This window comes from Bacillus sp. N6 (assembly GCF_052805735.1).
Genome location: NZ_CM127843.1, coordinates 2,799,655 through 2,825,984, shown reverse-complemented (window position 1 = coordinate 2,825,984; position 26,330 = coordinate 2,799,655). Strand labels below are relative to the sequence as shown.

Here is a 26,330-nt window from a genome sequence, read left to right as displayed (position 1 = left end):
TGAAGAGAATTGTAATAATTATATGAATCGTATATGTAAATTACAATAGAAAGAAGATGATAAAATGAGTAAAGAGGAGCTTGTGAAAAAACAGTTTGGCAGTAATGCAGATAAGTATGTGAATAGTAAAATACATGCTAAAGGACAGGACTTACAGCATGTAGTTCAACAAGTTGAATCTCGCCATAATAATCGTCTTCTTGATGTTGCTACTGGTGGAGGACATGTTGCGAATATGTTAGCACCTATGTTTGAAGAAGTAGTTGCACTTGATTTAACAGAACAAATGTTAGAAAAAGCAAAAAGTTTTATAAAGCAGAATGGTCATGAAAATGTGTCTTTTGTAGCAGGAAACGCAGAGGATTTACCATTTGCAGATCATTTTTTTGATACAATTACATGCCGGATTGCAGCCCATCATTTTACGAATCCGGCTCAATTTATTTATGAAGTAAATCGTACGTTGGAGGATAATGGATTATTCATCTTAATAGATAATGTTTCGCCAGAAAATAATGAATATGATACATTTTATAATTTTATAGAAAAGAAGCGGGACCCAAGTCATGAACGAGCTCTAAAAAAGACAGAATGGCTTACTTTATTAGAAAAAAACGGTTTGCAAATGCAGTCATGTCTTACTTTTGATAAGAAGTTTGATTTTGACTGGTGGTGTAATATGATGGATGTCCCTGTACAAAAGCGTGAAAAATTAACAGAATGTATGATGAAAGCACCAAACGAAATGAAGGAATATTTTAATATTCAACTTAAAAATAATAAAGTAGATTCGTTCTATACTGAAATGGCTATGTTTATATGTAAAAAAAGTACAACATTAAAAAGATAAATGTGTTGCAGTCTTTCTGAAGTACGATATACTTAGTACAGAGAAACTGTGAATTGAGGAATAGTTATTATGATTCGTGTACGCATTGAAGGTACTGAGGAAGAAATGCTTGAATTTATGGGGAAAATGCCAGACATTCCTGGATTTGAAAAGACACATATGAGAGAGCCAAGAAAAGGAAATAACCCGAAATACGATTCAAGTAAAAATGTACTAGCATATTTGTCTTATAAAAAGATTGAAGTCGCCAATAAATAGGCGGCTTTTTTAGTTTGCGCTGTTTCACCGCCTTGTCTTTTTCACATAATAATAATAGTAGATTATTCTGAAGAGGGGTGAGAATAGTTAATAAGAAAATCATCTTTTTTGGAGACTTTGGTATTGATGACGCCGTAGCGTTAATTTATGCAAATAAAACATGTAAATTAGATATTCTAGGTATTGTTGCAGAGTACGGGAATGTATCACGAGATATCGTTACGGAAAATGTTTATTTTTTAGAAAGGTACTATGCTACACAAGTGAAAATTATTGAAGGTGCGAGTAGGCCGATGACAGCTGAAGAACCTTTGTTTTTCCCTGAAATCCATGGGGATCACGGTTTAGGTCCTATTATTCCACCTGAAATGAGAATTTGTAAACGAGAAAATTTTTGTGAATTAATCAAATTAATCGAACCTTGTCCAGAAGATATTATAATTGTGGCGACAGGAAGACTAACGACGCTTGCTACGTTATTTTTATTGTATCCAAATATAATGGATCGTATTTGTTCGTATTATATAATGGGCGGTGCTTTCCTATTTCCAGGTAATGTTACACCAGTATCTGAAGCGAATTTTTATGGTGATCCAATTGCAGCAAATATTGTTATGAAATATGCGAAAAACGCTACTATATACCCGTTAAATGTAACACAGGGTGCGCTTATTACGCCTGAAATGGCCAATATAATAGATAAACAAGGAACTGGACAGGCGAAACTCATTAAACCAATGATTGATTTTTATTATGAGAATTTTTATAAAAAAGAATATCCAGGTATTGGTGGAAGTCCCATACACGATTTACTACCGTTTGTCTCGTTTATAAACGATAGTATTTTCGAATATAAAAAATCGGCAGTGTGGATTAGTACGACAAATGATGTTACTAGGGGCCAAAGTGTAGCTGACTTTAGAAAAATAGCTGAACCAACAAGGTTTGATGATCGGCCGATTCAGAGAATTGCTGTTGGTTTTAACTATCCTGCTTTTAAAGAAGAGTTTATGCGAACAATATTGAAGCCAGATTGTCCTTAATGTGTGTAATAACAAGTCGGATAAATCGTTAGTTCGAAAAATAGTTTATCGGTGTGTATTATTCTCAAAAATCTTATAGTTGAGCAGCATGAATAACTTATGAAAAATGTCACATAACTAATGGTAAGCAATTGTTTCTAATTATATTTTGATTGGTTAAATATAAAGGAGGTTATTATATGATTTGGTCTTTAATTGTTGGTGGTTTATTAGGATGGTTTGCAAGCTTAATTACTGGAAGGGATGTACCAGGTGGTGTAATTGGTAATATTATTGCTGGTATTATCGGTTCTTGGATTGGTACGAAATTACTTGGTAGTTTCGGTCCTGTAATAGGCGGATTTGCAATCATTCCTGCTTTAATTGGTGCGGTTATTTTGATCTTCATTGTGAGTTTTTTACTACGAGCAATGCGGAAATGAATGTAGCAGGACTGTTTACATTTGTAAGCAGTCCTTTTTATATGTTATGCTAGTATTATACAATCAGGAGGTGTCAGCATTGAAATCATTTACAGTAAATTTCCATCAAGAAGATAATGCAAAAGCGACAACAGTACATAAATTAAGTGAAGAGGACTTCAATAAAGCAACTGAAAAAGGTACTCGTCATTTATTTGATTTAGACACAAACGTTGGCTTCTTCGTATTCTTTGATGCAGAAGATGCAGAAGGAAATGATCAATACTTAATGTTACAATATGAAGGAGATCATGAAGAACCAACTGCGTGTTATGGATTTGATTTAAAACTATACTATCAATTTTTAGCACTATACTTAAATGATCTGGAATACCAAGGTGAAACAGATGAGGAAGAGGAAGAATATGGTCCAATTCATCATTTAGCTCACTTACTTTATCATATTGTTGAAGACGGTAAGTCAATCGAAGTGTAATATACATATTTAAAGCTGTCCTTTTGGGGCAGCTTTTTTATATGACATTGAAATGGTGTACTTTGAGCTAAATAAAGTGAAGCTTTAATCAGTGGGGGGTTCATCCCCGCTGATTATTAGCCCTACCAATCGGGCTTTTACGGGCAGCCCTTACCCCCATCTAACTTCTTTGCTTCGACGTGGGGATCTTACTGCCCGGCAAATAGCGGGATAAATTAATAATAGAAATTTATTTATTAAGTAGGATTATTTATTACTTTCATGTTAGTATCGTAAAACACCTGTTATAATGATTGTAATTAAATTCATGGAGGCTAATTCTATGCTTGTAGATGTAAAAGCTTTTATTAAAGCTGCAGGTTTAACATGTATTTCATCATTAAGTGGAGATAATACATTTGCTTATAATTTTGAAACTGTAAAAAGCACTATCGCTACATTTTTTAAGAAACTAAGATTTACCGTTTAATTTCATTTCAACCAGTAGGAAAAGAGCAATCACTTCCTACTGGTTTTTTTCTGTTTCAAGGAGCTGTTGTGACGGCATATTTTCAGCTATAGATAGAGGATATTATCATTGAGAAGAGAAGGTTTAAATAAGGAGATGAATACAGTGATTAACAATATAATTTCAAGTTTTTTAAAATTATGGGAAAGTGACGATTTAGAATTAGAACTCCTTAATCAATACTTTACTTCGCATTCAGAGATATTTGAAGAATACTTTAAGTATCATTGTCCTAAAACGAAAGAACGTCTTTCTAATGCCATTAAACAATATCCCGCAAAAATAGAAGATATTCGTATTATTGCAGAATCATTACCAATCATTATTCAAGAGGTAACAAATGAATATCGTAATAAATATAACTTTGATGTAAATATAAAATTCCATTTATTGGTTGGAGGATTTGGTTCAAATGCATTTGTAGAAAGGGAAATCATTGGAGACATATTTTTTGCGGTAGAAAAATTATCTCCAGATTTGAATCATCTTCGTGTTATTGCTGCTCACGAAATAGGTCATATATATCATAATGTTATGCTACAAAATACTGGAATGGATTGGACTAGGGCTGAATGGATCGATGCGTCGGTAAGTTTGTATCGTGAAGGTGTTGCAACTTATTTATCAAAAAAAATCGTTAAAGATTTAAATGAGTCTGTTTACTACTCATATAATAGTGACGGTGATCCATGGCTACAATATTATAAAGAAAATGAAGAGAAAATAAAGAAACGTTTTTTAAAAGATTATGTTGAAGGATGGACAGATGAAAAAGAGAAAGAATGGTTCCGTTTATCAGGTGGTAGTTACTTCGGATATAACAGACTTGGTTACTTTTTAGGAACAGCTTTTGTAACATATTTTGTACAAGCCTTTGGAGAGAATGAAGCACTGACTTTTTGGAACAAACATAATTTGAAAAGTAGTGTAATGGGTTGGTTATCGAAATGAATAAGATGCAATAGGGGGGAAATGATGAAAGGGTATTTGAAAATAGTCATGTTGTTTTTGGCTTTAGCATGTATGTTTGCGCTAGCAGCATGTAATGGGACAGACGAAAAAAAGGAAACAAATCCAACCTTGGAAAATAATAAAAATGAACAAAGCAATTCTTCAGAAGAACAGAAAAATCCTGAAGCAAAACCAAGTAATGAAAAAACAAGAAAACCATCACCTGAGCCAGATTCGAAAGATAGAACACTTAATCAAAAATCAATTAACCACGTTAAAGATTTGTTTGAACTAGCAAAAGAAGGAAAAGTACCTAATATACCATTTGGAGCCCATACAGGGGATATTGAAGAAATTGAAAAAGCGTGGGGGAAAGCAAATAAAATCGAATATGCAGGGAATGGAATATATGCAACTTTTACAAATAAAAATGTTGTTTTCGGATTTAATAAAGGGTCACAAGTTTTTGATGTACGCTCATATCATGCAGAACTAAAATCGATTACATTACAAGAAATTGAAAAAGCGTTAGGAAAACCATCTTCAGTTAAAGGGAATGGTGAAGACAAAATATATGTATACAAAGTAAATAACCAGTATGAGTTAAAATTTGTCATTCCAAAATCGACTGGTAAGGTAGATCATATTTCCGTGTTTTCACCAGAGGATAGTATTAATAAAATGGCAGGATAAGAAATTAAGTGATTTCAAAAACACCTCACTTTCTTTAAGTGAGGTGTTTTTAGTTGTAAACAAGGAACGTTTCCTTTCATATGTGAAATACTTCACTTTTATTTTTTAGCATGCATCCAATAAGAAATGTTGATCTACTGAAAAAGTAGTAACTTATAAATTGTGTGTAGGATGGTTCACGATTTTTTTACGTTCCAAATGTTGAACGAACAGTGCTTGAACGATGCCCCCAACTAATAAGAAGCAAGCGCAAATATAAAAAAGCATACTACCACTTAGTTTACTTAATAAAACTGCACCAATAACTGGTCCACACGTTCGAGATATATCCCAATGTATACCGTAAATTGAAAAATATAAACCACGTTTATCATGAGGTGCAATTTCTGAAACGAATCGTAATAAATGGTTTAGAGCAATACTTTCTCCAATGACTAAAAAGAGTAAGGTGAAGAATAACGACAATATCGTCGTTGAATAACTAAAGCCAACTGCAGCTATTGTAAAGCAGGTATAAGAAATAAGGATGATTTTCGCCATAGAAAATCGTTCAGACCATTTTACGAGGAAGATTTGTAGAATGATTTCCAAAATGGCTTTGCATGTTGAAATAAATGCGAGTATGAATACGAGATTAGGAAATACATGTTCTGCAAAAATACGATAATTCGTCTCAGTTTGTGCATAAAAAAAGCTAATAGGAAGTGTAGACAACATAAGACCGAATATGGCGTAATGTTTAAAAACAAATTGCTTTGGTGAACTTGCCTCAATTGTTTGTTTCGTCTTACTTATAGTCGGAACGGTTTCTGGGAGCTGGGTCCAAACAACAACGGCATATATCGTAAGGGTTACACTTTGCACGATAAATAAATATTCTGGGTGAGTATTATAAAAACTTGCACCGATTAAAGGGCCGATTACGGATCCAATTGCTCCCATCGTTTGTAGAAGAGCAAAAATTTCTGCTTGCTGCTCTTTTTTTGTTAAATCAGCAATTTGTGCACGTTGAGCCGGAATATATAAGGAACGGCCAATGCCATTAATGACATATAACAGTGCAAATATAAAAATGGATTGAGCGAAAACGAAACTACCGATTGCAACACTTTGTAGCAATAAGCCGAGTAACATAATCTTTTTTCGGCCATATTTATCAGTAATTCCTCCAGCAATAAGTGTAAATAAAATGTCTGAAAGTGGCTGTAATCCGAAAATCAGCATAGTTATTATTACATTGCCGTTTAACATTTTATTAACGTAAATAATCATAATGATAGCTAACATAGATTCAGTCGTTCGGGTTAATAATTCACCACACAGTCTAATAAAAATAGGTTTATTGTAACGAAGTAAGAGATAATTCAATATTAATTCCTCCTTTCTATATTGAAATGATAAGATGAAAGAAGAATTGGAAAAAGGGTAGAAACAATAGGGAGTATTTTTCACCTTTTAGGGGGATTATGATGTTTATTTTAGATCAATATATTGAACTATGGATTGCTTATGGAAAAGGGAAAAAAGAGGGAGAACGATTGGAAGTAACAGTGCAAAATATATCTGAAACATTATTTTGTACAGAGCGTAATAGTAAATTAATTATAAAAAAATTAGATGAGTTAAATTGGATCAAGTGGTTTCCAGGTCGCGGCAGGGGAAATCGTTCTAAGTTAATATTTCAAAAGCACCCGATGTCTTTAATTTTAGATAGAGGAAAAGAAATAACGAAAAAAGGGGATGTGAAAAGCGGAAGCATATTTGTGGAACGCTATAGCTCACATTTTCCGTCAGTAAAGGGAGAATATCACTGCTGGGTAGATTCAATATTTGGTCATAAGATTGAAATGACATCTGAAGGGAGAAGAGATGTACTCCGGTTGCAAGTACAAATGAATTTAGATATCACATTAGATCCTGTATACGCTACAATGCGTTCAGAATGTCATATGGTAAAACATATATTCGACACACTCGTGTATGTAGACGGTAATACAAACATTATAGAGCCAAGACTTGCATTTCACTGGGAATATAATGACGCTGAAAAAATATGGACGTTTTATTTACGAAAAGGAGTTCACTTTCATAATGGAAAACAACTTACTGCACATGATGTTATATACTCATTGAATCGATTTATGAAGCTGGAAAATAATGCACACGCTTGGATGTTACAACACGTTGAAAGTATCCGTTCAGTGGATGACTACGTTGTCGAAATTCAATTACATACGGAAAATAAAATGTTTTTACATATGATAAGTGCAGAACAGTGTTCTATCGTGAATGAAGATGAAGCAGGAGAGCTAATTGGAACAGGGTCTTTTCAATTATATAAAAGTAATGAAAATCTGTTCATTTTAGAAGGTCATCCTTTATATTTTCGTGAAAGACCTTTTTTAGATCGTGTTGAGTTGTGGAATGTAGAACAAGGTGTAAGTACATACGATGTTTTAGTAAAGGCGCAGTATAAAGATAAAGAAAAACATAATAAAGAATTGTCTCGGCTTGAGTCGAACGTGACATATCTAACATGTAATCTTACGAAAGAAGGACCAATGCAAGATGAGTTATTTCGGAAAGCGTTATATAAAATCATTCATGGTTATACAATCGTTCAAGAACTCGGCGGAGAACGTGGAGAAGTGGCAAAGAAACTAATATTAGCAGGTGAAAGCATTGTAGAGATTGAGGAAGATGTAGAAAGTTTAATTAAAAGGAGTACTTATCATAATGAAGTGCTACAGCTCTACACATTTACAGGACGAGATCATGTTGAAGATGCACAATGGATACAAAAAGAGTGTGCGAAGTACGGGATTCGTGTAGAAAATAATTTTCTTGATATAGAAGAGCTATTGGAAGTAAGTACGATACAAAAGGCTGATATGATGCATGATAGTGCCACAATAAGCGAACGAATAGAAGATAGTCTATTATATATGTTTCTTACAAAAAATAGTTTTATTCATGGACAAAGCAACATGGACTTTTATGAAAAGTTGTCTATTTATTTTAAACAAGAAGAATTAGAGAAAAGAGTTACATTGTTACGCGATATTGAGGATACTTTGTTACGTCAAATTCATATTATTCCTTTGTATCGTAATAAACAAGAGGTAAGTACACATGAAAAAGTCCAAAATATAATGATTAATTCACAAGGTTGGATTGATTTTTATAATATTTGGTTTAAATCTTGATATATAAGGGCTTTTGCGCATTTTCATAAGATGTGTAAGGGCCTTTTTTGTATGTAGGAATAGGTTTGTTTTACACATTGTTACGCTACTTGTGATAAAAGTCTATTTACAGCGTAACAGTGTTATGTTACATTGATATCAGGAAGGAGTGTTATACAGTTGAGTACAGATTTGATTTCAAAAAAAGATTTATTAGAGCTAACTGGCATTTCATACGGACAGTTATATAGGTGGAAAAGAAAAAATTTAATACCGGAAGATTGGTTTGTACGAAAGTCAACATTCACGGGTCAAGAGACATTTTTTCCGAAAGAAAAGATATTAGAGCGTATTGATAAAATCCAAACGATGAAAGAGGATTTATCACTTGATGAACTAGCGAATATGTTTTCACCGAGTGTAAGAGAAATTCTTTTAACAAAGGAAGACATTTTACGTAAGGGGATTGCATCAGAACCAGTTTTACAATTTTTCATAGAACAAACGAATAAAACAGCAGAGTTTCAATTTGTAGATATTCTTTATGTGTACATGTTAGAAGAATTATTACAATCGGGAGATATTAGTTTAGAAGAAGGAAAAATGGTCTTGCAAGTTTTACGTGAAAATTATGAAGCAATTAAACATAAAACTTGTGATTTAATCATTGTACGAAAGTTAGGGATTTCTACATGTTTATTAGTTTCAAACGTGGAAGATTTAATTTTTGAAAAAGGCACTAAAATCGTTTTACGCGAAGCGATTATGAAATATACCGAAGCATTAAAAACGAAATTGTTGTAGTGGAGGAGAAAGTATGCGTACAGATAATTTGATTATAAATGGTTACGGTTCATCGAATGGTGGCGAGTTTCATAAAGTGCAATTAAACGGAAAAGGTACTGTGAATGGAAATGTTGAATGTGACCAATTTGAATGTAACGGTTACGGTGCCGTTACTGGAAATTTGAAAAGTAGCAATGCAAGAATTAGTGGATCAGGTAAAATCGACGGTACAGTTCATGCTGAAACGATGCGAATTGATGGAAAAGCAACAATTACGCAAGATGTGAAGGCAAACAGTTTGAAAATTGCAGGAAAAGGTACGGTAGGTGGAAATGTCACTGGTGAAGAATTTAAAGTCAATGGTCAAGCGACAATTGATGGTAATTGTGAAGTGGATACGTTTTCTTCAGAAGGACAATTTACAATTGGTGGATTACTAAGCGCTGATGAAATAAATATTAATATTCACGGTACATGTCGAGCGAAAGAAATTGGTGGTCAAACGATTAAAGTAAAACATAGACTAAGTACTTTTAGTAGGCTGTTTAAATCAGTATTTGGTATGCAATTAGAGGCTGAACTATTAGAAGGTGACAATATCGATATTGATTATGCTCACATAAGAACGGTAAGAGGAAATAATGTTACGGTAGGACCGAACTGTGAGATTGAACTGATCGAATATACGGGTGTTCTTACTGTTGATAAAAGCGCAAATGTAAAAGAAATGAAGCAGATTTAATGGAAGGGAGAAAATGATATGGAACATCAACATAGTCTTACTGTTAATGGTTCTGGTAGTTCAGCAGGCGGAGATTATAATAAAGTGAAGATTCGCGGTGAAGGAACGATTTCTAATGACATGAGCTGTAATGAATTTAAAACGTACGGCACGAGTGAAGTGTGCGGTAATATGAAAGTGAAAAGTTATGTCGTGTATGGAGATAGTGAAGTACAAGGAAATGTAGATGCGGAATATGTAAAAGTATACGGAAATACACAAATGCATAGTGATGCTCATATTGAAAAAATAAAAGTAAGAGGTATGATAGAAGTTAAGGGGAAATTAACTGGTGATTTCGTAGATGTGAAAGGCGCTTTAAATGTAAAAGGAGATATTGAAGTTGAAGAACTGTCACTAACTGGTGGCCTTGAAAGTGATGGATTACTTAATGCTGAAAATATTGAAATTTCACTTCGTTATGAAGGTAGCAAAGTAAGAGAAATTGGCGGTAAGAAGATTACCGTTCGTAAAAAAGCGAGATTTATTCCATTTACAAATCATGCTGGAAGCCTCCAAACGTCTATCATTGAAGGAGATGAGATTTATTTAGAGCATACGATTGCTGAAGTAGTAAGAGGAAATAATGTTACAATTGGTCCCGGATGTGAAATTAGTGTTGTAGAATATCATACTAGTTTTAATCAAAAAGGTAATGCAGTCGTAAAGGAACATAAACAAATATAAGTAGTACGAGGGAGAGCAAGTTTATGGTTGAAAAGAATAATAAGCTCGGCTTTGTTGTAGCGGGCTTATTGCTAGGTATTTTAATGGCATCAATGGATAATACCATTGTCGTAACAGCGATGGGAACAATCGTTGGTGATTTAGGAGGCCTTGAAAACTTTGTATGGGTCGTTTCTGCCTATATGGTCGCAGAAATGGCAGGTATGCCGATATTCGGAAAACTATCAGATATGTATGGTAGAAAGAGGTTCTTTATTTTCGGTTTAATCGTCTTTATGATTGGTTCGGCGCTTTGTGGTACTGCTGAAAATATTACACAGTTAGGGATTTATCGTGCCATTCAAGGTATTGGCGGCGGGGCATTAGTGCCGATCGCGTTTACTATCGTTTTTGATATTTTCCCTCCTGAAAAGCGCGGGAAAATGGGTGGTTTATTCGGAGCAGTATTTGGTTTATCAAGTATTTTTGGTCCGTTGCTTGGTGCGTATATTACAGATTACATAAGCTGGCACTGGGTATTTTATATTAACTTACCGCTTGGCGTTTTAGCACTTATTTTTATTACATTCTTTTATAAAGAGTCACGAGTTCATAGAAAGCAAAAAATTGATTGGTTTGGCGCAATTACTTTAGTTGGTGCAGTAGTTTCTTTAATGTTTGCGCTTGAACTTGGCGGACAAAAGTATGATTGGGATTCTAACTTTATTTTAAGTTTATTTGGTGGATTCGTTATTTTAATTATTGCATTCATTTTTATTGAACGTAAAGTAGAAGAACCGATCATTTCATTTGAGATGTTTAAACAACGTTTGTTCGGAATGAGTACAATTATTGCTTTATGTTACGGAGCTGCATTTATGTCAGCAACTGTATACATTCCATTATTCATTCAAGGTGTATACGGTGGCACTGCAACAAATTCGGGATTATTACTTTTACCGATGATGTTAGGATCAGTCGTAACAGCGCAGTTAGGTGGATTTTTAACGACGAAGCTTAGCTACCGAAACATTATGATTATTTCTGCGGTTATTATGCTAATTGGATTATTCTTATTAAGCACATTAACGCCAGAAACAAGTCGTATATTATTAACGGTTTATATGATTATCATTGGGTTGGGAGTAGGTTTCTCATTCTCTGTACTAAGTATGGCAGCTATTCACAACTTCGGTATGGAACAGCGCGGATCTGCAACTTCAACGAGTAATTTCATTCGTTCATTAGGAATGACACTTGGTATTACAATCTTCGGAATGATCCAAAGAACAGGTTTCCAAGATCAATTAGAAGAAGCATTTAAAGGGATGAGCGGAGGAATGAATACAAAAGCTTTAGGAGATTCAAGAGCTATTCTATCAGAATCGGCAAGATCTCAAATCCCGCCGCAAATATTAGATAAAATTATTGACGCTCTTTCTAGTTCAATTGTTCAAACATTTATGTGGGCATTAGTACCAGCTGGTTTAGCGTTCATATTTATTTTCTTTATGGGAAATGAGCGCATGGTAATTAAGAAAAAGCAAACGAATAAAAAGAGCGAAACATCAAAAGCGTAATGAAAAAGCTCCTTTCCAATTGGAAGGGAGCTTTTTCGTATGTACGGATTTAGATTAGCCTTCGATAATTTCGTATTCTTCGTCTGCTAATAATAAAACTTGTGTTTTCTTACCTTTGTTTTGAACTTCGATTACATCGTATGCACCTAAGTCTCTTAGCTTGCTTTGAGAAGCGTTAACCATAACTTCCATAGAATCAATTAAGATATCTTCTTCAATGTATGATTCAGGCAATGCCATATCTTCTGTTTCTAATACACATGCATATAGATTTTGTAAGTTTTCAGCAGTTGGGTTTTGTTCCTCAACATCGATGATGTTTTTTACTGCTTCCATATTTTCTTCTTTTGCTTGGTATACTTTAATTTTAGCCATTGTTTTATTCTCCTTTATAACGTAATCGTAGAGGCTACACCTTATTATAACGTTTTTTTCATGAAAGATGAAATTGTTATATGTATTTATAGGGAAATTTATGTGCTATTACTCATTATTGGCGTAATTTCATTATTAACGTGATGAGTAAGTAATTATATTCCTAGCTTAAAGTTATTTTGTCCAAGCTTTTTTATACGCCGTTCATATTATATGTATTAGATAAAATATATAGAGAAGGGATGGAGTGTAAGTGGGTTGTGAGCCGAAACGAAATTATCGATGTTGCCAAAATAGTATTTGTGAATTTTTGCGAAATTTAGAGCCTTCTACAAAAGTTGAGAGTATTGTAATCGCCGGAAACGAAATAGTTGTATCTTATTTTCTTTCATTTAATAAGAGGAATGGAATCGTATCCTTCGTACAAGAGGACAATGAGGTTATCTTTGTAGATTGTTCAAAGATTGATGCAATTCGAATAGGGAAAGTTTGTAGCTGCAAAACGAAAGTTAAATATATCGAAGAGGACTTTAGCTTGCTAGGAAATGTTTGCCCACAATGTTTAACGGAGGGTAGTACAATCTTTTTTGATTTTAATAATTCTGAAGTAAATGTATCTTTACAGGCAACAACGATTAATCCACCTAGATGTACTGAATTTACAGATGAACTTGGGAATCTAGTAAAGCAAATTACTATAGTAGGTGAGGGGATTGTTTCTAGAGATTTTGTTCAAGTGCCTGAACTAGTAGGTTTTCGACTGCTTTTGTCGCATCCAGCTGGAGATCCTTTAAACTACGGATTATTATTTATTAATTTCCCTGATACAATTTTTATTTTTATATTGGCATCAAGCGGATTTCTTTCCATTTCGAACTGCTTAAAAATAGAGGGTGGAACTGGTAATGCCGAAATAGAAGAGATGAAAAAAATGATAATGGATGACGATAATACGTACAAATCAGTTGTTAAATTGACTAAAGTATATAAAAACGGAGTAACAGAATCTTATATTTATAAGAATGAGTTATAACGTAGCCATTCATTACCCCTCTTAAAACTTAAGAGGGGTATATATAGGTGGATTGTATTAACAAAATTTATTTTGTTAATATGAATGTTAAAATTAAATAGAATGGATAGTTGTACGAATTATTGTTATGTGTAATTCACTAAAATAGTGCTGTCACTTGAAACAAATTATGAAAGAAATACTAGAAAAATAGTATTTAAGCGTTGAGGATCATACAATATTAGTAAAGCAATTAGAAAAGGGCTACCCCAGTAGCCCTTTTCTTTATTATGTAAAAAGCTATTGATAGTATGTATTGTGTTTATAAGTTTATCTGAAATTGATATTAATTTTAATCAAGAATTAAATTATTTACTAAATTCTTTTTGCGCTCCCATATAGCTTCCGATAATATTTTGATAACTTGGAAGATGTTTAGCAAGTAATGCTCCAAATCCTTCAACATCATTTCGCCAGTCACGTTGTAATTCAGCTGCAACACTAAACCAATTTATTAGTTGAACTCCCCCATGGGCCATACGCATAAGGGCAGCATCAGTGACTTGTTTATTAAAAGTTCCAGATGCATCAGTTACCACAAACACTTCATATCCTGCATTTACAGCAGATAGCGCTGGGAATGCAACACAAACATCAGTAACGACGCCTGCGATAATTAGCTGTTTTTTACCGGTTGCTTCAATAGCTTTTACAAATTCATCATTGTCCCATGCGTTTATTTGTCCAGGACGCGCTATTTTAGGCGCATTTGGAAAAAGTTCAATTAATTCTTGCATAAGTGGGCCATTGGGACCATCTTCAAAGCTAGTTGTTAAAATAACCGGTAGATCAAAAAACTTAGCGGTATTTGCAAGAGCTAAAACATTGTTTTTAAACTCATCAGTGCCATAGTCACGGACTAGGCTAGAAATTAGACCAGTTTGATGATCCACAAGAAGAACAGCGGCATCACTTTTTGAAAGACGAGAATAGAAATCAGACATTTTATAATCCCCCTTAAAAAGTTTATTTACAAATTAATCTTACAGTTATTTAGAGGGGGTTGGTATACGTGAAAAAGTTTTTCAATAAATAGGCTTTATTTAGATGTAAAGATGTATGTTTTGAAATTGCAAAAGTGAATTTTACTTTTTTGATTAGATGTTATAATAATTTATAATTATATGGACTTTATTAGATGTTTGCTTATATGTAGAAAAGAGTAGAAGTACATTGATTCTAAAGAAAGCAGGAATGTAAATGATATATGAAGCGAATATACATACAAGAGAAAAATTAGTTACTATGTTCGAAGATTTCAATAACGTTGTTTTACTTTCTTATTTACAAGGGCATATGGGTAACGCTTGGGTAAATGATCTTGAAAATCCAACAGTAGCGCAAGTTACGGTAGGGATCTTTACATTTTACGCTGGTGATTCGAATGCGAAAGAAACTGAAGAATTAGTACGTAACATTCCTGATAGAATGTTAGTAATCGTAAATAGTGAAGAGTGGAAAAAGCGTTTAGAAACATGTTACAAAAGAAAAATAGATAAGTTTTTACGCTATAAATTCACACGTAATGCGGAAGTTTTTAACCGTTCAAAATTGCAATCTTTTATATCAGTGCTTCCAAAAGGGTACGAGTTACGAAGAATTGATGAATATATCGTAAATATCCCTACATTACATAAGGTCTCTGAAGATTTTACAAGTCAATTTCAATCGGTAGAAGATTATATAAACCGAGGTATAGGGTATAGTATTTTATACAACGGAGAAGTTGTATGTGGTGCATCATCATATAGCATTTATGATAATGGGATTGAAATCGAAGTGGCGACTGATCACAACCATAGAAGAAAAGGGTTGGCAACTATAGTTAGTGCGGCGTTAATCTTGGATTGTTTAGAAAAAGGGATATATCCAAACTGGGATGCAGCAAATACTACATCTGCGAAACTAGCAGAAAAGTTAGGATATGTTTTTGATAAGGCGTATGATACGTATTTTGTGGATAATAGATGAATGGGCAGAGAGTGTAAGGTGTGTACAAAGTAAAGAGTTTAAAGGGAAAGACAGATGACTAGAATGTTTTGATAGAGTTTTTAAAAACTCTACCAAAACATTAGAAAATAAAATAATTAGTTCAATAATAAGAAGATTTTATAATATATTGAGTGCAAAAACTGGCTTTTTTAGTCCGTTTTTATTTTTTATAAAAAGATAAATTAGTCGTGATCTTCTATTTTGTGGATATTAAAAAGTCGGTAAATGGTTCTTATTAAATATTATCCTTTGTTAGATGGAATAAAAGACTCTTGAAAAATTAATTTTGGAACACCTATTAGCTCTAACAGAAAAAAAGTCGAGAAATTCTATTTTATATAGGTAGATATCAGTATAGGCTCCTTTTAATAATTTATGTGTTTTTAACTATCAAGTGGAAATAAATCTCTTATTTTGCAAATGATAAAAGTGACTATGATACAAACCCACGCATTAATAGAAAAAGTACATATACAGTATAGAGAGTTGAAAAACTCTAATTTTTTTTTATAAAGGAGATTATATATTATGAGTGAACAATGTCCAATTAATGTACCATGTCAGGTAGTAGGACAAACCCAAACACCATTAAGTGATGAGGCAGCAGCACCAATTCTTACACCAGGAGCACCGATTGTAAAAATTCCAGTGGTATTAGCCGAAAGAACAATTCAAATTGTTGTAGAATCAGATGTTCCATTAGCACCTGCAGCATCCGAAATTAAACGTGTGTTAAAAAACGTATTTTTAACACAGTGTAAGTTAGTTCCAGTAGCATTCACTCCAGTACCAGGTACAAATTACCGCCGAGTTACAAGAGCAAAATTATTTGTACAAGGATATATTCGTAAAAACATTGAATATGCAGGTAGTGGATGTAATTCAGTACTATTTGATCGTATCGCAAATGTTCCATTTTCTGGTTTTGCTGATTTAACAGAAACAGATTTTCTATCACTAGCAATAGTAGCTTCTTCCTCAGATACTACATCTCACTTTATTAATCCTAATAACGGTGACTTACCACGTTTAGACAAATACTTCTTTGAAAATACTGTTTTTTATAACGAACAACCATATTGCGAATTAGTTAGCGCTCAATTTTTTGAATTAGACTTTTCTCCTTGTCCAACAGAATTAAACGAATCATTTGAGACTCTTCGTGAGAAAATTGTACTGGATCTTACTGTGAAAGTTTTACAAGTGCAACAAGTACAAGTGTAAAACTAAAAAAGCATTGTCTTTGATAAAAAGACAATGTTTTTTTTAGTTTTATAAAACATATAATAATGAAATGGTCGTGTACAAAAATATATTTTTATGAGTTTCATTAGTGGGGGGGATGGTGATGAAAAATCCATGGGTTGGTAAGAAAATATGGAACAAAGTTTACAAAGGGGAAATACTGATTGCTCTAGAGCAATCTCATGAAATAAGAGAAAATAAGAAAAGTAAACAAACAGATTCAGAGAAAAAAGAGAAAGCAATACAAGTAGAGAAAGAAGGTAAAGGACCAGAACGTAAGGTAAAGGCAATACAAGCAGAAAAGGAAAATAAAGAACCAGAGTCAAAAAAAGAAGAAAAAGCAATAAAAGCAGTGAAAGAAAGTAAAGAACCAAAGTCAAAAAAAGAAGAAAAAGCAATACAAGCAGAAAAGGAAAATAAAGAACCAGAGTCAAAAAAAGAAGAAAAAGCAATAAAAGCAGAGAAAGAAAGTAAAGAACCAAAGTCAAAAAAAGAAGAAAAAGCAATACAAGCAGAAAAGGAAAATAAAGAACCAGAGCCCCAAAAAGAAGAAAAAGCAATACAAGCAGAGAAAGAAAGTAAAGAACCAAAGTCAAAAAAAGAAGAAAAAGCAATACAAGCAGAAAAGGAAAATAAAGAACCAGAGCCCCAAAAAGAAGAAAAAGCAAATGAATCTGAGAAAAAAATTGTCCTAGGAAAAGAACATAAAACGAGTGGATTAGAGGGCAAAAGTATAGATTCTGAATCAAAAATAGCAAATTCAGAACGTTCAATAGAAGTGAAAACCCCATTTTCTATTATTTCAGATGTTACTAGTTTTAAAAAATCCCCTAATATGAATGTGAAAAATCAAGAAGTATATGTATTTCGTAATGAAGAAGATGCAAGAGGACGTGAGCTGGATTCTACGTTACTAACTACAATGGAATATTATCATGGAGAAATTGATTGTAATTTAGTTTCTTCAAACCTGCATGAAAAGAGGGTACTTTTAGAACTTTCTAATCAAAAAGCAAAAGGGAATATTGAAGAGAGTTGGGTAGGCTCATCTTCATGGATCCCTATCCACGGTATAATATTAGAGAAGGAAGTTGAAGCAGATGTAAATAATTATATAACTGCGAAATTACCAATAGAAATAGGGAGGTATAAAGGTGAAATTAGTTTAATAGAAAAGATTGTTTTTAAAGAAACAGTTATAGAAATAAAAGAAGTATCACAGGAAATTATTGTAACAAACAAAGAATTTTTATTGCCAAAAATAATAAAGAAAGGAAATAATCCATCTATAATCGAAAAAGGAAGCTTACATGTAGAAGGCTATATATTTCAGTGTATTGAATTTACATCAGACCAAAGTGAACATCATGATAAGATCTACCAGTTAATGCAAAATATTATATTGGAACTGAACGTCCAATTATTACAAGAACAGGAAGTTCGTGTGCGAATTACATAAATGATTATATCTCTATCAATCAGTTGAATTTTTTTAAGAGTTTGTAATAGAGAAACACAAAAAGTGCTAGCAAGTCTGCAAACAAGCTAGCTAACATGTATTAGAAGTGAAATACTGCTAATGTAGTAATTAACAATACGTTAATTAACTAGGTGAAACGTGATAAATATTTTTTTACATGTGGTGAAATACAAGGTGTTAAATCCTAATTTAGAAACTCACAACTTAAATAGTAAAACATGTTTATCATAAGTATCCAAACACCAGTTATATTTTTTTAGAATAATTGGATGAATAACTTCTTTTGTAGCATCAACTTCAGTAAAGCCATATTTCTTATAAAAGTTTTCTAATTCCTTAAAAGGAAGACAATATACATTTTTTATTTGTAATTTTTTCGCAGTTTCTACTAAAAATGATACAAGTTCCCCAGCTAATTGTAGCCCTCGAAATTGAGGAAGAATAAAAATTCCACCCATTTCTATAGTATCTTCATCTATTTGGACTAATCGTCCCACACCTGCATACTCGTTGTTGTATGTAATGATTACAACTTTATCTCGTTTTAAATCACTCCGTACAAATCCTATTGATTCATATTGATTATTAATCCATTCTAAATCACTAGATGTAGCCATTTGAATACTCATAGACATCCTCCTTCGGAATACTAGCGCTATCTTCATTATATAGAACATAAGATGCTATATCAAAAGAACCTTGATATAGCACATTTGTTAAATTTATTAGTTGAAGGTGTGGGTTTGCTGGTATTGAAATAATGGCTTCACCAAACGGAGGATAATAATCTTGTGAATTTAGTGTTACATAGTCAAAATGAAAATTAGTTTATGCGTATAGAGTTTATAGGCTTATTTGAATTGGTAGTTACTGTATTAATTGGAACTATTAAGGAAATGTGGTAATCACCAGCCTGAGTGAGAAAAATCCTCTTGAAAAAGGAAAAGGGACATAAATATAAGAGCACTTCGGAAAGTGCTCTTCTGTAACGACTATCCACTTTAAAAAGAAAGGATGCAATATATCATATGAAGTTAAGTGTATTTAATTATGTGTCTTTTGTATAAAAATTTTATTTTGTTACAAATAAAAAGGCGGTTGTTTCCGTAACCACCTTTCAGTAAAACAAAGCACTTTTTCTGATATAAATTATGGATGATTCCTGGAAAAGGTTATAGGATATACCCACATTTTTATAACTAAAGTGACGAACTCAGGTTATAAGAAAGGAACAATTATATTGTATGAAATCTATTCTAGAGTAGTCACAAAGAAGGTTGTCTTCTTATTAGAAGGCAGCTTTCTTTTATTAGAAAAAGAAGTAGAAGATTAGGTTACTTGTCCAAACAAATTTTTAAAAAATACATAAAATGCTATTAGTTAGTCAATATTTTAATATTGCTAATTTTTAAGACTAAAAGGGGTGATTTTATGTGTGATTGTGAAGTTTGTAGAAGAAAGAAAAAACGTGATCCATTAAATCGGGGTTCTGAACCAAAAAAACAGGTTTCTGAGCCAATAAATCAGGATTCCGAATCAGTAAATTCTTATTCATTTAGTAAAAATGCAAATTTGTTAGAGGAAGCTATCCAAGCAGGTGAAATCGATCAAGTTTCTGAGGAATATATTGAAATAGTTGATTCAGCAGATGTACAAGTTACTACTACAGATACAAAAGCTGCGCTATCTATCCAAGCGGCATTACAAGCAGCTATCGTAGTTGTAGTAAGTATTTCTATAGCAGATAGTGAAAAGGCAGATAAAATAACACAAGAATTGTTTCAAAAATCATCTATTAAACAAATTAATAGACAAAAAACATTTATTAAAAATTCCAGAAACGTAACCGTAACAACTACTGATACAGATATTGCAGTGAATATTCAAATTCTCCTTCAAATTTTATTAGCGTTACTAGTTAAACTAAACATTTTATAAAGTGTCTATCCCATTTATATTTAGCTATAAGGGTTCACTCTAAGTAAATATTTTTTTGTTGTAATATGTGGTACAAGCTTGGACTTCTCATTATGACTGAATTAATATTCAAGATTGCTGGGAAATTAAGTGTGGAAAATTACACAATAACAAAGGTGAACTTATTATTTAACAGTGAATAAAACTTATATATGTGAAGTAAAGGAGGGCTGTCTTCGTATTAGAAGACAGCTTTTTGATTTTATTAGTAAAAAAGTGAAAATAGAAGATTAAGTTACTTGTCCAAGCAATTTTTATTTAAATGCATATAATGCTGGTAGTTATTTGAAATTTTTATAGAAAACTGATAGGAGTGAACATTGTAAATGGATGATTTAAATAAATTTTCTTCCTTTAAGTTTGATAAGGATCAAAAGAATATAATTATAGACCTTTTACTCTCAGATATTTTTAATAGGCATGGGATAAATGAAGAAAAATTAAAAAATTTATCACCAGAAAAAAAGCAGCAAATTAAAAGTATTGTTTCTGAAATACAATCACAAGTTAATAATTATTTAGATTGAAAGGGGGTGAACGTATGGACAAAAAATGTCATTCAGATGAAAATAAAAAGTGGAGTGCATTAGATTCCTCAAATCCTCATCCGTCTTTTAAAAATGCTAGCGTTTCAGAAGTAGCTGCGCAAGAAAGTAAAACTTACCAAATTTCTGAAGAATCTATTACAATTGTAGATTCAGCAGATGTAGAAGTTACGACTACAGATACAAAAGCCGCTTTATCTATTCAAGCAGCATTACAAGCAGCTATCGTGGTTATAATAAGTATTTCTATAGCAGATAGTGAAAAAGCTGACCGTGTAGCACAAGAATTGTTTCAAAAATCATCTATTAAACAAATTAATAAACAAGAAACTGTTATTAGAAACTCTAGAAATGTTACAGTTACGACAACAGATACAGATATAGCAGTAAATGTTCAAATTCTTCTCCAAATTTTATTAGCTTTACTAGTAAAATTAAATATTTTATAAAATGTTTAACTTGCTTTTTATCTAGTGATTCTTACAGGTGAATATTTACTGTTTTAAGTATAGTACAGGCTATAAATATTAATCATAACTGGACTAATATTTAACATCGCCAAAATAATAATGAGAGCAATGTGATGGAAAATGAAGTTTGGTTATTTTATGAAAATTTAAAAGCCATTTCTTTTATTGGATTTGGCTTTTAAATTTTAAAAAGTATGAATTTGAAAAGATTATATTAAGATAAAGAATTAAAATATAATGATACAAAATACTTATAAAATTATTCGTGTTTTAGAAAAATAATAAGAAAAAGGTGTTTAAAATAGAATCATTTTCATTAATAGTTCAAGTTTTGAAGAATAGTGCATACAATATAAAGTGTTTTCCTTTCTTCATTTAAGTTTTACGTATATAATTTAAAAGTACTATTTTTATTTTATTATTTTATATTTATAACAGAATAGAGGTTTAAAAATGGGTGTTAAAATCATTACGGATAGTGCGGCGGATTTACCAGTAGAATTGCTGCAAGCATATGATATTGATTTAATTCCACTCCGTGTATATGATGAAGCAGAAACAGAGTATTTAGATGGAGTAACATTAGAGTCAGTTACATTATTGCAAAAAATGAGAGAAGGCGCTGTTTATAGAACGTCATTGCCTTCACTTGAAACTTTCCAAGAAAAATTTGTTTCTTATGCAAAAGAAGGTAATCCTTGTATATATTTAGCTTTTTCATCTGAACTATCTGGTACATATCAATCATCAGTTGTCATTAAAGAGGAAGTAAAAGAAACATATGCAGATTTAGATTTAGAAATTATTGATACGAAATGTGCTTCGCTTGGTCAAGGTCTTGTCGTTTTAGAAGCTGCTAAAATGGCAAAAGACGGCGCATCAAAAGAAGAGATTTTAAACCGTGTCGCTTTTCTAATGAACCATATGGAGCACATCTTCACTGTAGCTGACTTACAGTACCTTGTTAGAGGTGGACGTTTAAGTAAAGTAGCTGGTTTTATCGGTGGTTTACTAAACATTAAGCCGATCTTAAACGTGGAAGAAGGAAAACTTGTACCACTTGAAAAGGTACGAGGGAAAAAGAAAGTATTAAGCCGTATTGTTGATATTATGGAAGAGCGTGGTAAAGACCTTAAAGGTCAAACAATCGGTATGACTCACGGTGACGATTTAGAAACAGCTGAAGCATTAAAAGCATTAATTACGGAAAGATTTGGCTGTGAAGTATTTATCGTAAATACAATTGGTGCAGCAATCGGAGCACATACAGGTCCTGGCGTTATAACGTTATTTTTCTTAAATGAAGTAGAGTAAAGGATTGATCTTTTGATCAATCCTTTTTTATTTTTTAATCTGTGAAAATCGGTCGATATGGTATTGATGAAGATAAAATCTTTGAAGTTTTCCTATATCAAATGCAATCTTGTAGAGGGAGTATTTTTTATATGTGGAATGATACTTAATGGTAGAAGAAAAGAGTATAAATAAGAATGCATTTATAGGAATCTGAATATTTAATGATATCGAAATTTTTTCATTTCATATATAATTGTGTAGGGAGAAATATCTGTAACTATTTGTAAAAATAGGAGGCGGCTATAAAAATGCAAGAAATTGCTAGATGGGATTTAAATCGATTGTATTTGAATGAGGATATTCTATTTCCGATTTTGGAGTTGAAAGAGCAATATTTTGTAACAAAAGATGTAGAGATTCTTTCAAAGCTTATACAAGCTATTGAAAAAGCAGAATACTATTTGTACTGTCAATCGGTTGAAGAAAGTGTTTCATCTGACCTTACTAAATTGACTGTGAAAGTGAAGGAACTAAAAAGTGAAGTACAGCAAGTAATAAAACATAATGAAGTGGAAACTTCAGATAATACTAAGTTAATAAAAGATGAACTTAATGCGTGGGAAAATATGTACATACAATTACGGGATAGGATAGAAATAGCGCACAATAACAAACAATTATCATTTGGACAAGCAAATAACATTGCAATGAATAGTGATAATGAAAAGGAAAGATTAGAAGTATTCGAGTTACTTACAAGTACTTTACATAAGGAAAAAGAAATCTTTGCTACTGTATTAAATCAAATAGGGAGATTACGTAATATAAAGAGTAATGAAATAGAAGATAGAGAGATTTTAACACAATCTTTTCATGCGAATGGCATTTCAGAAACTGTATTATTACAAATGTGGAATGTGACAGAAGAAAACCTTGATAAATTAGTAAGTGCTTTAAACGTGTATAAGAAAGGGAAAGCTTCGATTACATGGCATGAACTTATGACAGTAAAGGAAAGTAATGAGGTTACTATTCCTTTTTCAGTCGCAGTACAAAACGTTTATGATGCATGTAAGAATATTGACGAAGAATTAGCAGAATTTGCACGTAATGCGATAGAAAGTGGATGGGTAGATGCTGAACCGGGAGAGAATAAACCACCAGGTGGGTTTTGTGCTCCATTTTTCAGTGAGAAAGAATCGAGAATCTCCATGCGTTATGATGGGAGTATAGATAGTGTAAGAGTGCTCGCTCATGAATTAGGACATGCTTGGCATTTTTATAATATGAGTTTTGAACAATCTACATCTTTTTTAGATGATTATTTGCCGATGAGTACGGCTGAATCAGCATCTATTTTCTTTGAAACGGTACTCTTAAATTATCTAATTGAAACAACTGATAGTAAAGATATGAAAAAGGCATTGCTTAGCTGGAAAATAAGAAATAGTTTTAATTATGTAATGGCAATACGAGCATCGTATCAGTTTGAAAAAACATTTTATGAAAAATGTAAAGAGGGTCCATTAAGTGGTGATGAAATTGAGAAATTATCTATAATGGCACAAAAAGAAGCATATGGAAATTCTTTAAGTGAATACCAGCCGTTTGTATGGATGAAATATATTCAATTTTATATAGCAGATGTTCCTTTTTACAATTATCCATACACATTTGGATATTTAGTAAGTTTTAGTTTATTAGAAATAGCTCAAGAAAGTAAAAGTACTTTTCATCCGAAATATAAAGAGTTTTTAAGAGAAACAGGAAAGGCTCCAGTAGAGGAGCTTATGAAAAAATATTTTGAAATAGATATAAGAAATTATGAATTTTGGAATAAGGCTTTTATTCAAATTTCTAAAGACATTGATGAATATTTGCAGCTTATGTAAGGGGAGAGTATAGTGGATCAACAGTTTATAAAAGGTATACCTTTTTCAACTTTAGAATATGCAAAAGCTATAAGTTTATTAAAAGGTTGGATACATGAACAACAAGAGAAACCAAGGTTTGTAGTAACTGCAAATCCTGAAATTGTTATGTCTGCAAAGGAAAATACGGAAAAATCAAAGCAGTTTAAAAAGATGTTACTATCTGCGGATTTAATAACAGCGGACGGGATTGGTGTCATAATTGGCTCGAAAATATTAAAAGGAACTTTGAAAGAACGTGTTACTGGGGCGGATTTAACTTACGATTTAATAAAATATTGTAACGACAATGAATATCGTGTCTTTCTTTTTGGAGCCGCTCCAGAAAGTAATAAAAAGGCATTAGAAAAATTAAATGAGCAGTTCCCAGGAGCACAGTTTAAAGGACAGCATGGATTTGTAAATGGTGAAGAAATAGAAAAAATAAAAATAAAAATTAAGCAATTCAAGCCGCATTTACTACTCGTAGGACTAGGTTCACCAAAACAAGAAGAGTTCATCTATGAAAACATACAAACATTAAACGTTCCGCTATCTATTGGTATCGGAGGCATGATTGATATAATATCTGGTACTGTAAAAAGAGCACCGAAAATGATGAGGGATACTGGAACTGAATGGCTGTATAGGTTACTCTCACAGCCGAAAAGATTGAAGAGGCAACTTGTACTTCCGAAATTTTTATTGTCGGTTATGTTAGAGAGAGTGAAAGGAATGCCAAGCTAAGAAAGGACAAGTAAGATGATAGAGCCGTTATCTAATGAAAAAGCTACAATGATTTTTCAAGAGCTGAAAGTAGAATGTGAAACTTTATTTGAATTTAAAATTCGAAATGCAATACCTATTCATCGTGGTTGGCTAAATTTGAAGTGGAAACTCGAAACGGATGCAGGGGATTTTGTATTAAAGCAATATAATCAAGAACGGTACAAAATGTATAACTCAGACCTTTTAATACAAGCATTACAACAACAGCAAAGATTACATAATAATGGTGTAAGTTGTCCAAGGGTATTAATTTATAAAAATAATGTAATGCATATATCAAAAAGTGATGAAAGATTTATAGTATTAGAACATAAGGAAGGTAGCTTAGTTTCACCAGGAAAAGTGAATCAAAAGGAAATTCACTCTCTTGGTCAGACGTTAGGTTATATGCATAACTTGTTAAATGATGGCTCTTTAATAAAAGGAGAAAATCCTAAATTTGTTCCACCTACTAAAGAGGCGAGATTGAAACATTGGGAAGAAAAAATGAGAGAAGTAGAGAAGCTAGGAAAAGAGCACATTCTCCCTTATATAAAATTACAGCAAGAAGCAACACAATTGGTAAATACAGAACAATTTCATAATAGCCAACGGGGATGGGTGCACCGTGATTTATGGGTAGATAATTTCTTGTTTCATAATGATAAAGTATCAGCGATTCTTGATTTTGATCGCATGGATTACGATTATGTAGAGTTAGATATTGGCCGTGTAGTTATATCGTGCGCATTAAGTGACGGAGTATTAAATAAGAGTCTTGTTGCATCATTTTTAGAAGGGTACCGCAATGAAGTAGACTTTCCAGTAGGGAATATTGTTCAGGCAATTCAAATGCTTTGGTACATGGAGAGTACTTGGTGGATCCATGCCAATATGGATCAGCATAGTGTACCACCTTCACGCTTTGCAGATGAAATGAATTGGATAGCTGAAAATTATGGTGTATTACATAATATATTGGCCGACTTATAAATAAAGAGG

29 protein-coding genes are annotated in these 26,330 nt (G+C 32.5%); 25 read left to right on the top strand and 4 right to left on the bottom strand.

From position 1 onward, the window contains the following. Positions 1–64 precede the first annotated feature (64 nt). From ACUXVC_RS14540 to ACUXVC_RS14505, 8 genes are all read left to right on the top strand, one after another. Positions 65–850: a class I SAM-dependent methyltransferase gene (locus tag ACUXVC_RS14540; RefSeq protein WP_000031312.1), complete on the top strand. Its 786-nt coding sequence runs from the start codon at positions 65–67 to the stop codon at positions 848–850. A 69-nt stretch (positions 851–919) separates the two neighbouring features. After that, positions 920–1,108, top strand: a complete 189-nt coding sequence (locus ACUXVC_RS14535; RefSeq protein WP_000621885.1) for a DUF3970 family protein — start codon at positions 920–922, stop codon at positions 1,106–1,108. A 77-nt stretch (positions 1,109–1,185) separates the two neighbouring features. Further along, positions 1,186–2,151, top strand: a complete 966-nt coding sequence (locus ACUXVC_RS14530) for a nucleoside hydrolase (RefSeq protein ID WP_001223685.1) — start codon at positions 1,186–1,188, stop codon at positions 2,149–2,151. A 179-nt stretch (positions 2,152–2,330) separates the two neighbouring features. Then, entirely contained in the window at positions 2,331–2,573 is a 243-nt protein-coding gene (locus ACUXVC_RS14525) for a GlsB/YeaQ/YmgE family stress response membrane protein (RefSeq protein ID WP_000638310.1), read from the top strand. Positions 2,574–2,652: 79 nt separating this feature from the next. Next, positions 2,653–3,048, top strand: coding sequence for a hypothetical protein (locus tag ACUXVC_RS14520; protein ID WP_000834885.1), 396 nt, complete (start codon positions 2,653–2,655; stop codon positions 3,046–3,048). A gap of 322 nt (positions 3,049–3,370) precedes the next feature. Then, entirely contained in the window at positions 3,371–3,517 is a 147-nt protein-coding gene (locus tag ACUXVC_RS14515) for a hypothetical protein (RefSeq protein ID WP_000959551.1), read from the top strand. 135 nt (positions 3,518–3,652) lie between these two features. Then, on the top strand, positions 3,653–4,507 hold the full coding sequence (locus tag ACUXVC_RS14510) for an aminopeptidase (protein WP_446025724.1): 855 nt from the start codon (positions 3,653–3,655) through the stop codon (positions 4,505–4,507). Positions 4,508–4,528: 21 nt separating this feature from the next. Next, positions 4,529–5,200, top strand: a complete 672-nt coding sequence (locus ACUXVC_RS14505; protein ID WP_446025723.1) for a YjgB family protein — start codon at positions 4,529–4,531, stop codon at positions 5,198–5,200. 153 nt (positions 5,201–5,353) lie between these two features. Here the strand turns inward: ACUXVC_RS14505 and ACUXVC_RS14500 are convergent, their stop codons facing one another. Continuing rightward, positions 5,354–6,568, bottom strand: a complete 1,215-nt coding sequence (locus ACUXVC_RS14500) for an MDR family MFS transporter (RefSeq protein WP_144465284.1) — start codon at positions 6,566–6,568, stop codon at positions 5,354–5,356. A gap of 101 nt (positions 6,569–6,669) precedes the next feature. Between ACUXVC_RS14500 and ACUXVC_RS14495 the strand changes: the two genes are divergently transcribed. The 5 genes from ACUXVC_RS14495 (at position 6,670) to ACUXVC_RS14475 (ending at position 12,198) form a co-directional block, all read left to right on the top strand. After that, positions 6,670–8,406, top strand: coding sequence for an ABC transporter substrate-binding protein (locus ACUXVC_RS14495; protein WP_095690697.1), 1,737 nt, complete (start codon positions 6,670–6,672; stop codon positions 8,404–8,406). 159 nt (positions 8,407–8,565) lie between these two features. Beyond that, positions 8,566–9,189, top strand: a complete 624-nt coding sequence (locus tag ACUXVC_RS14490; protein ID WP_000102246.1) for a YhbD family protein — start codon at positions 8,566–8,568, stop codon at positions 9,187–9,189. A gap of 13 nt (positions 9,190–9,202) precedes the next feature. After that, positions 9,203–9,913, top strand: a complete 711-nt coding sequence (locus tag ACUXVC_RS14485; RefSeq protein WP_001258371.1) for a bactofilin family protein — start codon at positions 9,203–9,205, stop codon at positions 9,911–9,913. Positions 9,914–9,931: 18 nt separating this feature from the next. Beyond that, the gene (locus ACUXVC_RS14480) at positions 9,932–10,639 is read left to right on the top strand and encodes a polymer-forming cytoskeletal protein (RefSeq protein ID WP_000401031.1); all 708 of its coding nucleotides are present in this window, start codon (positions 9,932–9,934) and stop codon (positions 10,637–10,639) included. Positions 10,640–10,662: 23 nt separating this feature from the next. Further along, complete coding sequence (locus ACUXVC_RS14475; protein ID WP_144465283.1) at positions 10,663–12,198, top strand: MDR family MFS transporter; 1,536 nt, start codon at positions 10,663–10,665, stop codon at positions 12,196–12,198. Positions 12,199–12,252: 54 nt separating this feature from the next. Here the strand turns inward: ACUXVC_RS14475 and ACUXVC_RS14470 are convergent, their stop codons facing one another. Next, positions 12,253–12,573, bottom strand: coding sequence for a hypothetical protein (locus ACUXVC_RS14470; protein WP_001062734.1), 321 nt, complete (start codon positions 12,571–12,573; stop codon positions 12,253–12,255). Positions 12,574–12,826: 253 nt separating this feature from the next. On the opposite strand from ACUXVC_RS14470, the gene ACUXVC_RS14465 reads away from it, so the two are divergent. Continuing rightward, positions 12,827–13,606, top strand: coding sequence for a BC_2878 family exosporium-associated protein (locus ACUXVC_RS14465; protein ID WP_144465282.1), 780 nt, complete (start codon positions 12,827–12,829; stop codon positions 13,604–13,606). 347 nt (positions 13,607–13,953) lie between these two features. Here the strand turns inward: ACUXVC_RS14465 and ycaC are convergent, their stop codons facing one another. Beyond that, complete coding sequence (ycaC, locus tag ACUXVC_RS14460; RefSeq protein WP_144465281.1) at positions 13,954–14,589, bottom strand: isochorismate family cysteine hydrolase YcaC; 636 nt, start codon at positions 14,587–14,589, stop codon at positions 13,954–13,956. A gap of 256 nt (positions 14,590–14,845) precedes the next feature. On the opposite strand from ycaC, the gene ACUXVC_RS14455 reads away from it, so the two are divergent. The 3 genes from ACUXVC_RS14455 (at position 14,846) to ACUXVC_RS14445 (ending at position 18,341) form a co-directional block, all read left to right on the top strand. Beyond that, positions 14,846–15,616: a GNAT family N-acetyltransferase gene (locus ACUXVC_RS14455; protein ID WP_144465280.1), complete on the top strand. Its 771-nt coding sequence runs from the start codon at positions 14,846–14,848 to the stop codon at positions 15,614–15,616. A 549-nt stretch (positions 15,617–16,165) separates the two neighbouring features. After that, a complete protein-coding gene (locus ACUXVC_RS14450) occupies positions 16,166–16,861 on the top strand; it encodes a CsxC family protein (RefSeq protein WP_087953397.1) in 696 nt (231 codons plus the stop codon). 124 nt (positions 16,862–16,985) lie between these two features. Continuing rightward, positions 16,986–18,341, top strand: a complete 1,356-nt coding sequence (locus ACUXVC_RS14445) for a BC_2427 family protein (RefSeq protein WP_446025722.1) — start codon at positions 16,986–16,988, stop codon at positions 18,339–18,341. A gap of 218 nt (positions 18,342–18,559) precedes the next feature. Here ACUXVC_RS14445 and ACUXVC_RS14440 read toward each other — a convergent pair whose 3' ends face one another. Further along, on the bottom strand, positions 18,560–18,991 hold the full coding sequence (locus tag ACUXVC_RS14440; protein ID WP_144465277.1) for a GNAT family N-acetyltransferase: 432 nt from the start codon (positions 18,989–18,991) through the stop codon (positions 18,560–18,562). 575 nt (positions 18,992–19,566) lie between these two features. Between ACUXVC_RS14440 and ACUXVC_RS14435 the strand changes: the two genes are divergently transcribed. The 8 genes from ACUXVC_RS14435 to ACUXVC_RS14400 all read left to right on the top strand — a co-directional run bounded on the left by ACUXVC_RS14435 (position 19,567) and on the right by ACUXVC_RS14400 (position 26,321). Beyond that, on the top strand, positions 19,567–19,695 hold the full coding sequence (locus tag ACUXVC_RS14435) for a hypothetical protein (RefSeq protein WP_000185066.1): 129 nt from the start codon (positions 19,567–19,569) through the stop codon (positions 19,693–19,695). Positions 19,696–19,793: 98 nt separating this feature from the next. Further along, entirely contained in the window at positions 19,794–20,300 is a 507-nt protein-coding gene (locus ACUXVC_RS14430) for a spore coat protein (RefSeq protein WP_087953400.1), read from the top strand. A gap of 365 nt (positions 20,301–20,665) precedes the next feature. After that, positions 20,666–20,866 carry a spore coat protein W gene (locus tag ACUXVC_RS14425; RefSeq protein ID WP_000342253.1) on the top strand — a complete coding sequence of 67 codons (201 nt, stop codon included), beginning with the start codon at positions 20,666–20,668 and terminating at the stop codon, positions 20,864–20,866. 14 nt (positions 20,867–20,880) lie between these two features. Then, on the top strand, positions 20,881–21,333 hold the full coding sequence (locus ACUXVC_RS14420) for a spore coat protein (protein ID WP_089171259.1): 453 nt from the start codon (positions 20,881–20,883) through the stop codon (positions 21,331–21,333). Positions 21,334–21,807: 474 nt separating this feature from the next. Continuing rightward, positions 21,808–22,668, top strand: a complete 861-nt coding sequence (locus ACUXVC_RS14415; protein ID WP_089171258.1) for a DegV family protein — start codon at positions 21,808–21,810, stop codon at positions 22,666–22,668. A 290-nt stretch (positions 22,669–22,958) separates the two neighbouring features. Next, positions 22,959–24,542, top strand: coding sequence for a M3 family metallopeptidase (locus ACUXVC_RS14410; RefSeq protein WP_144465276.1), 1,584 nt, complete (start codon positions 22,959–22,961; stop codon positions 24,540–24,542). A gap of 12 nt (positions 24,543–24,554) precedes the next feature. Next, positions 24,555–25,307, top strand: coding sequence for a WecB/TagA/CpsF family glycosyltransferase (locus ACUXVC_RS14405; RefSeq protein WP_144465275.1), 753 nt, complete (start codon positions 24,555–24,557; stop codon positions 25,305–25,307). A 15-nt stretch (positions 25,308–25,322) separates the two neighbouring features. Continuing rightward, a complete protein-coding gene (locus ACUXVC_RS14400) occupies positions 25,323–26,321 on the top strand; it encodes a phosphotransferase (protein WP_144465274.1) in 999 nt (332 codons plus the stop codon). Positions 26,322–26,330 lie beyond the last annotated feature (9 nt).